General features: G+C 65.6%; 7 protein-coding genes. 5 read left to right on the top strand and 2 right to left on the bottom strand.

The window, feature by feature from the left end; all coding sequences use genetic code 11:
- Window positions 1–274: 274 nt before the first annotated feature.
- The gene (locus GA0070560_RS28460) at window positions 275–745 is read right to left on the bottom strand and encodes a hypothetical protein (RefSeq protein ID WP_139131623.1); all 471 of its coding nucleotides are present in this window, start codon (window positions 743–745) and stop codon (window positions 275–277) included.
- Window positions 746–753: 8 nt separating this feature from the next.
- A complete protein-coding gene (locus tag GA0070560_RS27570) occupies window positions 754–7,653 on the bottom strand; it encodes an RHS repeat-associated core domain-containing protein (RefSeq protein WP_245675758.1) in 6,900 nt (2,299 codons plus the stop codon).
- A 510-nt stretch (window positions 7,654–8,163) separates the two neighbouring features.
- Between GA0070560_RS27570 and GA0070560_RS28465 the strand changes: the two genes are divergently transcribed.
- The 5 genes from GA0070560_RS28465 to GA0070560_RS27590 all read left to right on the top strand — a co-directional run bounded on the left by GA0070560_RS28465 (window position 8,164) and on the right by GA0070560_RS27590 (window position 12,040).
- Window positions 8,164–8,709 (top strand): hypothetical protein, encoded by a 546-nt coding sequence (locus GA0070560_RS28465; RefSeq protein WP_139131624.1) that lies wholly within the window; start codon window positions 8,164–8,166, stop codon window positions 8,707–8,709.
- Window positions 8,710–8,804: 95 nt separating this feature from the next.
- On the top strand, window positions 8,805–8,978 hold the full coding sequence (locus GA0070560_RS30185) for a hypothetical protein (protein WP_425412732.1): 174 nt from the start codon (window positions 8,805–8,807) through the stop codon (window positions 8,976–8,978).
- 363 nt (window positions 8,979–9,341) lie between these two features.
- Window positions 9,342–10,403, top strand: a complete 1,062-nt coding sequence (locus tag GA0070560_RS27580) for a hypothetical protein (RefSeq protein ID WP_091303019.1) — start codon at window positions 9,342–9,344, stop codon at window positions 10,401–10,403.
- Between the two features lie 96 nt (window positions 10,404–10,499).
- Window positions 10,500–10,736 carry a transposase gene (locus GA0070560_RS27585; RefSeq protein WP_091303021.1) on the top strand — a complete coding sequence of 79 codons (237 nt, stop codon included), beginning with the start codon at window positions 10,500–10,502 and terminating at the stop codon, window positions 10,734–10,736.
- A gap of 59 nt (window positions 10,737–10,795) precedes the next feature.
- Window positions 10,796–12,040: an IS256 family transposase gene (locus GA0070560_RS27590; RefSeq protein ID WP_091303023.1), complete on the top strand. Its 1,245-nt coding sequence runs from the start codon at window positions 10,796–10,798 to the stop codon at window positions 12,038–12,040.
- The last annotated feature ends 150 nt before the right edge of the window (window positions 12,041–12,190 follow it).

Here is a 12,190-nt window from a genome sequence, read left to right on the forward strand (position 1 = left end):
CGGACCCTCAGCAAGTCCCATTTTCCCTGATCAGAAGGCACTTCATTGCTTTCAGACCACTCCTTGGACAGCCCTTAACGAAGGGCCGAGGCTAGCACTGTGTCAGCGGCAGATGTTCGGGCTCTGCCCAGCGCTCAGCCTCGATCCGGTGCCTGCGTGACGTTCGAAACGTTGCTCGGTCGCCAGCAGTTAACGCCCGTCACCGCTGGCGGCGATGGCGATTGGTCCTTGCCAGACCTGCTCGTTTCAAACAAGTTGCTGTTCACGGATTTTGTCAGCGCAAGCTCGAAACTAACTCCTTGAAGAATTCGTTGTTTTTAATATCTGGATGGGCACCTACTAACGTCGTGGCAACTTTGTCAATAAAGGCACTGACAGCGTCCAACAAGTCGCTCATGCTGCAGCAGCAGACATCCTGCGATACCGTATCACTCACTCTGACCAGCCCAGAGTGTCGCACAAACGAAATAATTGTTGAGCTTTCGGTAAGATCGATTTCCGCTCGCCCGTTTCGACTAATCGAATCGGGGACCCTCTTGATTGATGCTGCGAAATCGAGCAGAGGCATGCCGCCCCATCGACTACCGAGGTCGACCCCGTCTACCGTGAATTCGATTCGGCTCCAAAAATACTCGTACCTCAGGTCCATCTCCGAAACCACGCCCAAGTCGACCTGCCTATCAGCTTGCCAAAGAGGGGATACCGCCCTGTCCAGTGGCAAGACAACAAAACCGATGACCAGCAACTCTACTCCTAGAACGGATGCGCCGTGCGTAACGTGCCATCGGGATTTACGACAACCCGGATTTGCTGCGCCTCTCCACCGCCCGAATTCCTACTCTTCGTGCCGATCGGACGCCCGAAGTCCCATTCGTACACCGTTCCATCGCGACCCTGGGTATTCCTCTGAGGGCGCCCACGCTGAACCGTCTGGCCAATGAGATCCTGAACCTCATCGTCCGTGCCAGTAAACACCCCCTTGGAACGGTCAACGCCAACACCACCCGGCCTATGGAAGTCCTGGACGTGCTTCCACCCCTGAGGAGATATGACACAGCGATTGGCATTGTGCACAAGGACCGGCGTGTTGCCGGCTAGCACATAATACGTGTGGATACCGCTGACGGTGAGGTTGTAAGCCGGCAATACCCTCGTTGTTGCCAACAGGAGCTCACCGACCGGCTGCCGACGCCCGTCTGGGCCAGCCAGGAGGGCGCCGTGGTCGAGCTCATCTGCGCGCTGCCATTCAAGTTCGGTGTGGTTCCAGAATGGATGGTCCTCGGTAGTGGTGAGGAGTTCGTCGCCGATCTTGAGGTCGACCAGTTCGTCCGTGTGAACCCAGACGTGTTCGACGACCCGCGGTCCGTGTTCGCCGGTCTCGGGGTCAGTTGCAAGGACCTCGTCGCCCACCTCGATCTCGTCGAGGCGCTTACTAGTGCCATCGGCCATCAGGACGTAGGTGTCGCCGCTGAAGCTCATCATGCAGCCACGTGCGGGGCTTCCGCCTCGAGGGCCTGCACCCTTGAGCATGGCACCGACATTCGGCGGTAGTAGCTTGTCGTCGGCCGGCAGGTTCTCGGCACCCCAGTTGTAGTGGCCGTCCCACAGCTTGCCGATCCACTCTTGGCATCCGCCAGGTCTGCCCATTTCCGCGCAGATGAGCATGGCCAGCGCGCGGGTGTCGGCTCTCATCCAGTCAGCGTTGTTGCCCTGACTCCTGCCGTTCCCGAAATACTCGGCGCGCTGTTCGTTCCAGCGGCGCAGGAATTCTTCCTTCGGGACGGTGGGCGGCACGACGATGCCCCAGCCCAGGTTGCGTGGGTCTTTGGACTGGTTGGCCTTGGTGCTCTTCTTGCCGTTGTTCTTTCCCCATTCCTTGTTGGCGTCGGTGCCACAGCCACCTGGGCAGCCGCCGGCGCCTCGGCCGTCGCCTTCCTGCAGGGGACGGGGGTCGTATCCGTAGCAGTCGAATTCGAGGCAGTCGGAGGGGATGAGGCCGCTCGGGTCGCTCATCGTCACCGGCGAGTTGTTGGCGTAGGAGTAGCCGTTCCATTGCTGTGGGTCGGCGAGGTCTTGTAGGGGATCAACGGAGACGAACCGGCCGATGGTGGGGTCGTAGTTGCGGGCGCCGATCTGTGTCAGGCCTGTGTTGGGGTTGAGGGGCTTGTTGAGGAAGCCTCGGTTGTCTGGGGTGGAGACGGTGGTGCCGCGTGGTGCGCCGTACGGGGTGTACTGCCGCCAGGTGGGTACCTGCGCGGTGTTGTTCAGGTAGAGGCTTGGTGTGCCCTGGTGGTCGGGGATGGTGAATCCGTAGGCGGTGCCGCTGCCTGTCCGGTGGGCCATGGCACCGATGGGCAGTGCGTAGTAGCGGGTGCCGCTGAGCGTTTGGGTCTGGGTGTCCAGGACGATCTGTTCACCGGGCAGGTACAGGGTGGTCTTGCCGGGGTCCTTCTGAATGAGGAGGTTTCCGTCGGCGTCGTGGAGGAAGGTGCTGTCGCCGTCGCTTCCGCCGGTTACTGAGGCCAGCTCGCCGCTGTCGTCCCAGTTCAGGGTTTGGGTGCCTTGGCCGGCTTGGCGGGTGGTCATGTTGCCCGCCGGGTCGTAGGTGTAGGTGGTGCTGCCGGTGAGGCCGCCGGTGGTGCTGGTGCCCGTCAGGGTGTGTGGCTGGCCAGCGCCGTTGCCGTCGTAGGTGTAGGAGGTGGTGGTGTCCGTGCCTCCGGTCAGGGAGTACTGGGTCTGGCTCTCGCGGTTGCCGAGCGCGTCGATGTTCCACTCGGTCCAGTAGGCGCTGGTGGAGCCGATCCCGCTGCCGACCATGGTGCGGTTCGTGGTGGTCGGGGTGATGGCGCAGCCGTCGGTCGCGGTCCATGCCTTGCGCAGCTGACGGAGCGAGTCGTATCGGTAGCACTGGGTTTCCGCGACGGTCGACGGCTCGTAGCGGGTGTTGACCGTTTTGATGATGTTGCCAAACGGGTCGTACTCGTACTCGTACCTGTTGACGTCGCTGGTGGAGGTCGTCGTCTTGGCCACGTGTTGCTGCTTGCGGCGGCTGTTGTGGTCGTCGTAGACGTTGAGGATGGATGCCATGCTCGTGGTCGATCCCACGATGGCGCGGGTCACCCGGCCCCAGGCGTCGTATTCTGTCGACCGGGTGTAGCTGGCCAGGCCGCCCACGGCGGACGGTAGGTCGAGTACGCCGCTGTAGCTGCGAAGGACCGTTTCCGCGGGGAGGTTGCCTCTTGCGGGGAACGTGTCGCTGGTTGGCAGGCCGGTGGAGGCGTTGTACCGGTGGCTGAAGCCGTACGTGTTGCCAAGAGGGCCCTCTACGGCGGGAATCGTGATGGTTTCGCCCAGGGACGAGCCGAACGCGTCGAAGCCGGCAGACTGGGTGATGTAGGCAGCGTCGTTGCGGAAGGCCGTCGCGGTGGTCAGCTTGCCGATCGGGTAGGTCATCGTGGTCGATGCGGCGTTGTCATTGTCGTACACCCAGGCAGCCAGCTGGCTATCCGAAGCCTGGTCAGCGACTGTGGCGGCGAAGCTTGCGGTCCTGCGGTGGAGCGAGTCGTAGGTGTACGAGAGGGTCTTGCCCCTGCTGTCTGTCGTCTCGATCAGGTTGCCGGCGCCGTCGTACCGCATCGCGCTTTCCCCGGCGTCCGGGTCGTCCTTGGCGACGACCTGCCCGAGTAGGTTGAAGCGGCTGACCCAGGTGTTGCCGGCGGAGTCGGTCAGCGTGGTCTGGTTGCCGTGGCCGTCGTAGCCGTACGTGGTGCTCACCGTCGTGCCGCCCGTGAGGTGGTAGGGGCCGGTGAATGGGTTGGTCGGGCTGTGCAGGGTCGGCTCGGAGGTGTACTGCAGCAGCTTCTCGGCGCGGCCCATGGAATCGGTCACTGTGGCCATGGTGGTCCCACCGGCCGGTGGGATGACGGTGGTGCGGTCGCCGTTGTACACGGTCCTGGTAGTGGTCTTGACGACGCCGTCGCGGGCGTTCTCGGTGACGATGACTCGACCCAGGCCGTCGTAGGTGTTGAAGGTCTGGTGGAAGACCTGCTTGGCCAGGTCGGCGGCGTGCACGGGGGTGGTGCCGGGCGGGCTGCCCGCGTCCCACCATCCGTTGTAGGTGGCGCGTACCCATCCTCGACTGTCGTAGAACGAGTCGGTGATCATCCGTCCGCCCTGGGGAGTGTCACTCTGGGTCTGGCGCACTCGGTGCAGGGCGTCGTAGATCGTCGTGGATGTCCGGTAGCCGTTGCTGTTGCTCAGCTGCTGGGTGGTCGTCGCCGTGGGCCCGGTCTTCGAGACCGTGTACGAGTGCTTGACGTTGGCCGGGCTGGTGGTGGCGCGGGAGGCGAGCCAGACGGCGGTGGTCCTGCCCAGTGCGTCGTAGTGGGTGCGGGTGACGATGCCGTTGGGGTCGGTGGTGCTGGTCGGGAGGTTCCGCGGTGGGGTGAGGGTCATCTGCGTGAGGTGACCGTCAGCGTTCGTGACGCTGAGACCGGTGGTCAGGCCGGCAGCGTTGTCGGTGTACGACGTGGTGGTCTTGTTCCCGTTGCCGTCCCACGAACCGGTCGTGCGACCGTACTGGTCGAACTCGGCGCGGTCGGTGGTTTGGTACTCGTAGGCGCCGGAGACCCAGTCGGATGCCTTACGGACCATGGTGACGGTGCCGCGTGTGGGTGCGGCCTGCGGGAAAGTCGTGGAGAACGTCGGGTCGTCGTAGTGCGTCCGGACGTGGGACTTCACCTGTGACGGCCGGTTGACGGTGGCCGGCGCCGTGAGCGTGTTGATCTTGTCCGGGACGGACGTCGGTGATCCGGGGGTGAATCCGCCGCAGGCGACCGACACGGTTTCCTGCTGGCTGATGAGACCGACCAGGTTCAGTCCGGTGTTCTTCGGGGCGTAGGTGATGCTGGTGCACTCGTCGTGAGCCGGGTCAGCCGGGACCGTGTGGTCGTACTGGTGCTTGATTAGGCCGAAGGTAGGTGATGTGACCGAGGCGTCGTACGACATGTCGGTCTGGCTGTATCGCCAGCTGGTGGTGCCGTCCGTGGTGATGGCCTGTCGCCGCCAGACTTGTACGGGGGCGACGACGGTTGCCGTCAGTGCGGGCAGCCCAGTCCGGGCTCGGGTGGCGGAGGCGTCGGATACCCAGTAGGACGTGATGACGGAACTGTCGATGGGGCCGCCGTCACCGAGGTAGCTCGTGGTTTCCAGGGCCCGGCCGGCGAGTTCGTCGAGGTCCTCGTGCTTGCCGCCCTGGGAGTCGGTGACGTCGACGACGGTGGTGTTGTTGTTGTTCCTGCTCATGCCGCGGTAGTAGGCGGTCTCGGACAGGGTGCGGGGGTTGTTCACGCCATCACCGCTGCGCGTACGAACCTTGGCATAACCGCGGAACTGTCCGTAGGTGCGGTATTTGGCCTTGACTACCTCGTTGTCGTCGAAGTGCCAGGCGGCGCCACCGTCGTACTCGTAGCTGGTAGCGGTAGCGGGAGCCCCGCCGGTTGGGTCGGTGGCCACGACCTTGGTGACCATGTACTTGTTGAACCAGTCGAGCTTCGGGTTGGTGAGGCCGTCCGGCGTCCAGTAGATCGGGAAGCAGGACTTCGTGTTCGAGGCTGGGCTCACCGTCACCGGGGCGACGCAGGGCTGCGGCAGCTCGAAGGTCGGTGAGATGACCGATCCGGTCTCCGTCGTGATGGCGAAGATGCGCTGGCGGTAGAAGCTGGGAAATCCTCCCGTGACGTCCACCCGGTTGGGCAGCTTGATGCCGCTGAATGACACCGACGGCATCGAGATGGCGTCGATGGAGCCGCCAGAGGTGGTGTCGTGCCCGGTGCGGGTGATCGAGTCGAGCCATAGCGTCGGTGAGGTGCCGTCGCCCGTCGGCGGCAGGGTGTGGCTGAGCGCGTAGGTGTCCACCGGCTTGTACGGCGTCGTCGCGGTGTCGTACTGCTGTGTCTGGATCGAGGTCAGCCGCACGGTCGAGAAGAACGAGGGGCTCCATGCGTTGCAGTCGACGTCCTTGTTGCAGATCAGGTCGTACGGCACGTCCGGCCAGTTGGCCTTCGTCGAGGAGTTCAGCGGCTGGCAGGTGCCCGATAGGCAGCGGTCGCCGGTGTTGAACACCACCCGGTTGGGGACCGTGCCGTAGGCGCCGGCATCGCGGAAGCCGTAGTCGATCCGAGTCAGCCAACTGTCGCTGATGTAGGGGACATCGGTGGTCCCCTCGTTACGACCGTAGTGGTTCACGGCCTGGTCGTAGTAGTACGCCATGGCGTTACCGTGGACGTCAGTGACGTAGTCGAGGTTCCACCGGTATGCCATGGTGCAGACCGAGGAGCTGAAACCGGCGGAGTCGTAGCACGGCCCGTCGGAATGGGGCGAGTAGACCGGGGCGTGGTCGACGGACTTGGTCTCCGGCTTGCCGGAGGTCCAGCCGGGTAGCCGGTTACGGCCGAACTCGTATGTCGTGCCGTCGCGTTCGACAACGCGCCAGTAGTCGGTCTGCCGGGTGCCGCTGCCGTTGCTCGAGTTCATCACGCGGGTGATCACGGCCCCGCTGTCGTTCTGCGCCTTCCAGATCTGCTTGGTGGAGTCCCAGACCAGTGAGCTGGTCGAGCCGTTGAGGGCGATGGTCAGTACGGGGCCGGTGTAGCACCAGTCGCTGGTTTCCTTCGGCGATGTCTTGCCGCCGGGTTCGTCCTTGCAGGAGACGAAGGACTGCTCGATGTACGACCGTGGGGTCGACCAGCCGTCGCCGACCCAGGATGCCTGGGCGTTCGTGGAGGCCGTCTTACCATCGACGCTGGCCGAATTGTAGGAGAAGCTGATCTGCGGGGCGAGCTTCGACCGCGTCGCAGGCACCTCCACCGGATACGAGTAGGTGAAGGACCCGGTGCTTCCTCCGGCGCTCCAGGAGCCCGACGGCATCAGGTCAGTCGCGGCGTAGGTGCCGCCCTTGCCGCCGTCTTCACCGGCGGTGGCGATGGCCGCCAGGACAACGGTGTCGGCCGACGTTCGGGCGTCGGCGGCAGGCGATGACAGTGGCACCTGCGCCGACACGGTCTGGGCGTCGAGGTCGTTGTGCGATGGCAGTGGCTTTGGAGTGCGACAGGCATCCACGGCGGGTGTGCTCAACGCACACTCCGGGAGGCTGACCAGACGCAGGCGCGCGCCATAGTTGCCGCCGTAGGCCTCGGCGAACTGTCCGTAATCTATGCCCACGCGAACGGTGCCGGCGGAGACGTCCGGCGTTACGGACAGCAAGATGCCCTCCACGCCGGCCGCCTCGGTGGCCTTGCGATCCGCGACGGACACGACGAGCGTGCCAGGACCGCCGCGTTGTCCGGGTGACAGCACGGGTTGCGCCCACACCGGCGTGCCCACCGCGCGCACCTTCGCCGTAGACACGGATGCGTCAGATGGGTTGCCCTGGGCAGTGGAAGGCAGCACGACGCTGGCCGAGGCAGCCTTCGGCCAGTTTGTCCGGGTCGGACGGAAGGTCGATTTCGCATCGTTGCGTAGCGTGATCACCTTCGTCGGCAGCGGCCGGACACCCTTGACGGAACGCCCTGGCGGCAGCGTCGGCAGCGCGGTCGCCTCATCGCCCAGAGGCTTCGCTACCGCAGGCACGCCCGACAACAAGCTCACTGCCATTGTCGTAGCCACCGCCGTGGCAACCCAGCGACTGGGGCCTGCCAACAGACGTGCTCCCCCGCGCGCGATCATCCGAACCTCACCTCTGCGGCATACAAGGAAGCCACGCAGGGGTGATCCCTCACGCCCCCGTGGCGGACCCAATCTGCCATGCACACCGACACTCAAGGTCACGGCCGGGTAACAATGATCGACTCTTGGCTTTCCATTAGGGACGAATGCAGACAACAAGATCCACAGCCGTGAGGAGCGACGTTCTCAGGACGGTGTGCCGGCTGCTTCACTGGGCCCGCTCATCGGTCGCGGGCAGCGCGCACCGCAAACACGCATACGGGGAGGCAACTCTTCATGGCCGGAATCAGCCCTCCAGGTAGGACGAGCTGGAGGAGGTCCACCGCGCTCGGGGTGGCCAGCAGCCTCGTCCTAGCCGGCGCGGTCACGCCACTGACCGCCTCAGTCTCGCCAGCCGCGGCAAGCCAGGCAGCCGTGACAGAGGTATCCACGCTGACGGTGGAGCAGGCGATGATCGAGGCGAGGCGCAGCGGCGAGCCAGTCGAGGCGACCGGAGCCGGCACGTCGACCACGACGCTCACCGCCCGACCGGACGGCACGGTCGAGCTCACCCAGTTCGCGGTTCCGACCCGCGCAAGGATCGACGGGCAATGGAAGGCACTGGACCCGACCCTCATCCGTAAGCCCGACGGCAGCATCGCCGCCAAGGTCACCACCAACCCGGTGCGCATCTCTCCCGGGGGCACCGCGCCGCTGGTGGAAATGACCAGCGGAGATCGAGCCTTCGGCCTGACCGCACCGCTCCCTCTACCCGTTCCGACCTTGTCCGGGGCCAACGCCACCTACGCCGATGTCCTTCCCGGCGTCGACCTGACAGTCCGCGTCACCGCCGAGGGCGGCTTCTCCCACGTCTTCGTCGTGAAGAATCGATCAGCGGCCTCAGACCCGAAGCTGGCCACCCTGAAGATGGCCTCGCCGGCGGCAAGACGACCCGCATCGACGTCGGAGACGGCTGGACCACCAACACCGCACCCTTCGGCGTAGCGAACGTCACCGGGAACGCCACGCCGGACGTCTACGGTCGGCAAACAAGCACCGGCATCCTGCGACTTTACGACCTGCCCGCCGGTACAGCGGGCATCAAGCAGGTCGGCGATGGTTGGGGGGCGTACACGTCGTTCGGTCTGACCGACTACAACCACGACGGAAAGCCCGACGTCATCGCGAGGGACTCAAGCGGCAACGTCTGGCTCTACCCAGGCACCACCGGCGGCATGCTGGGACCGCGCACGCAACTCACCACCGGCTGGTGAACCAGCGACGGCGGGTCGCGCCCTCGGGCACGACCCGCCGTTGCAGCGATCCATACAAGGCCGTACACCGCACGGCGCGCCTTCACAGGCGCTGCCGAAGCAACACACTCACGTCCGCGATACCGCTCCAATCTGGCCTCACATCGAGGAGCTGCTACCTGTCAACCCCGGCATGCTCGGGGCTTGGCCCCAGATGCGCACCGTCCATCGAAATGTGACACCGCTGCATGCTGCGACTGCACCCGCGCTCGGAAGTCGAGGTGGTGGGAACAGCATTCGACAGAGTCGGGTACGGCGTCTGTCGGCCGCATTCCCCATACCAGGCGTTGGGCGAGCCGTTCGTCTCCGGTAGTCTCCGGCGCCATGCCCTGCATCCCGACGCGGCTGACCGCTGCCCACCTGGCGCTCCTCCTCGCCCTCCCGCTTGCCAGCTGCACCGAGCAGGGTGAACCCTCGGGCATGTACGCGCTGGATGGCGACATCTGTACGTCAGAGATCGTCGCGCTGGCCGGAGTACCGGCCGGCCAACCGCGCAGCATCACGGGTGAAGAGGACGGCCACCCAACTCTGAGCTGCACATTCGGGGTTCGGGTCGGCGGGACACGGGGCCACGACGACGCGGTCACTGTCACCGCCATCCGATACCGCGATAGCAAGGATGCAGCCGACAGCTACCGCCGCTGGCACGACAGCGATACCTCCGTCGCAGCCGGCATCCAGGACCTCGACGGGATCAGCACAGCCGCCGCTGCGTACCGGCTTGTCGGCGACCACCAGGTCACCATGCACGACGACAACCTTCTGGTACGTGCCAACTGGCCCGACCACGAGGCGGGCGGCCCCCCGGACGTGGTTACGCGCCTGCGCAAGACGGCAGAGGCCATCTTCGGCGCGCTACGTCGATTGGGCCTTCCCTCACCGCAGGCGCGGCAGGACGACGGAACCACGTCGGACCCGGTGCTGTCCCCACCGTCGGGAGCTCGGGAGCATGAGTTGGTCAAGGATCTGTGCGCCGTGCTCGATCTGTCGGCGGTCAGCACCGTGAGGCCCACCAGCGTCCGCCCGAGTACTCCGAAGCCCACCCGCATGCGCGGCGCGACGTGCACAGTCATCTACCCAGGGACGGGTGGACGCGAATCGCAACTACTGATCTCCGCCGGCATTCCCGCCGACGGCGACGGCGCGACCAAGATCGCCCGCCTGTACGCGCTCGAACGGCACGGCAGAGCCCGACACGCCCGCGACGTCGCAGGGCTCGCGGCAGCCACCTTCATGGAGACACCATCTCCGGCCATGACACGCCTGGTCGCCTACGACGGGAACCTGCGAGTCGAGCTGCTCTGGCTCGGTACCGGCAGCGGCGGCCACCAGGAGCTGCAGCAGCGGCTCATCGCCGTCGCCGACTCCGCCGTCAGACAGCTTTAAGGTCACGCGTCGCAAGGCATCAGACCGACATGTGCGGCCGAGACTGTCCCGCACCGGGTTTGATGGAGACATCGAAACCTGGGAGGAACACCAGCGATGCCCGCACCGAAGAAGTACAACGATGAGCTGCGTGAGCGTGCGACCCGGTTGGCGGTCGAGGCTCGCCGGGATCCGGCCAGCGCGGTTGGCGCGATCCGTCGGATCGCGGGCCAGCTTGGAGTCCATCCGGAGGCGTTGCGCACGTGGGTGAAGAAGGCCGAGACCGACGCCGGCGAGGTTGCGTCCAGGGAAGTGGTGTACGACTTGCCCGTGATGGGCGTGTTGCGTAGATGAGAGACGGCCACCGCGGATCCTTCGAGACGGCTAAGTCGAACGAAGGAGAGTGATGCGCGATGGCCGCATCTGAGAGTGTGAACCCTGTTGACCTGCTGTGCGAGCAGATCGAGGGTGCGTCGTCGGACGTGTTGCGGGCGATGATCAGGACGTTCGCGCAGGCGTTGATGTCCGCCGAGGCCGATGCGATCTGCGGCGCCGGCTACGGTCAGCGCAGCGACGAGCGGGTCAACTCCCGCAACGGATACCGAGCCCGAGAGTGGGACACCCGTGCCGGGACGATCGACCTGGCGATCCCGAAGCTGCGGCAGGGCAGCTACTTTCCGGACTGGTTGCTGACGCACCGGCGGCGGGCCGAGCAGGCCCTCGTCTCGGTGGTGGCGACCTCCTATCTGCTCGGGGTGTCGACGCGGCGGGTGGAGAAGCTGGTCGAGCAGTTGGGGATCCGGCAGCTGTCGAAGTCACAGGTGTCGGAGATGGCCGCTCACCTGGACGCGCAGGTCGAGGCGTTCCGCAACCGGCCCCTCGATTCCGGGCATTACACGTTCGTGTGGATGGACGCGCTGACGATGAAGGTCCGCGAGCACGGCCGGACCGTCAACGTTCACGCGCTGATCGCGGTGGGCGTTAACGCCGACGGTCAACGCGAAGTGTTGGGCTTGGACGTCGCCTCCGACGAGGATGGGGCCGGCTGGCTGGCGTTCCTGCGGTCGCTCACCGCCCGCGGCCTGTCCGGAGTCCGTCTGGTCATCTCCGATGCCCACGCCGGCCTCGTGGCCGCCATCGGCGCGGCCTTGCCTGGCGCATCGTGGCAGCGGTGCAGGACCCATTACCTGCGCAACCTGCTGACGAAGGTGCCGAAGTCGGCGCAGCCGTGGATCGCGACCCTGGTCCGCACGATCTTCGACCAACCCGACGCCGACGCCGTCCGGGCCCAGTTCCAGCGGGTCGTGGCCACGATCGAGGCGAAGTTCCCCGCCGCCGCCGAGCACCTCGATGCCGCCCGCGACGACCTGCTCGCGTTCACCGGGTTCCCGCGGGAGATCTGGCGCCAGATCTGGTCGAACAACCCGCAGGAGCGGTTGAACAAGGAGATCCGCCGCCGCACCGACGTCGTCGGGATCTTCCCCAACCGGGCAGCGATCATCCGCCTCGTCGGCGCTGTCCTGGCCGAACAGACCGACGAGTGGACCGAAGGACGCCGCTACATGGGCCTGGAACTACTCGCCAAAGCCCGCATGGTCACGATCAACGCCGATCAACACGACACCGACCAGCCCGACCCCACCCCGATCGCCGCATAGCATCAGACCGGATCCCGCGATGGCCGTCTCCTACACCACTCGCGCGGACGCGACCCGCCGGCGACCGGCCGGGCACCACCAGCAGCGACGCCGAACGCCTCGCCGCGTTGGAACGGGAGGTGCGTGAGCTGCGGCGGGCGAACCAGATCC

Origin of the sequence: Micromonospora halophytica (genome assembly GCF_900090245.1) — a bacterium.
GTDB lineage: Bacteria > Actinomycetota > Actinomycetes > Mycobacteriales > Micromonosporaceae > Micromonospora > Micromonospora halophytica.

What these genes read in the sequence shown, in the direction of transcription:
- GA0070560_RS27570 (WP_245675758.1), bottom strand. Translation starts at nt 7,653, where the DNA reads ATGGCAGTGAGCTTGTTGTCGGGCGTGCCTGCGGTAGCGAAGCCTCTG.
- GA0070560_RS27580 (WP_091303019.1), top strand. Translation starts at nt 9,342, where the DNA reads ATGCCCTGCATCCCGACGCGGCTGACCGCTGCCCACCTGGCGCTCCTC.
- GA0070560_RS27585 (WP_091303021.1), top strand. Translation starts at nt 10,500, where the DNA reads ATGCCCGCACCGAAGAAGTACAACGATGAGCTGCGTGAGCGTGCGACC.
- GA0070560_RS27590 (WP_091303023.1), top strand. Translation starts at nt 10,796, where the DNA reads ATGGCCGCATCTGAGAGTGTGAACCCTGTTGACCTGCTGTGCGAGCAG.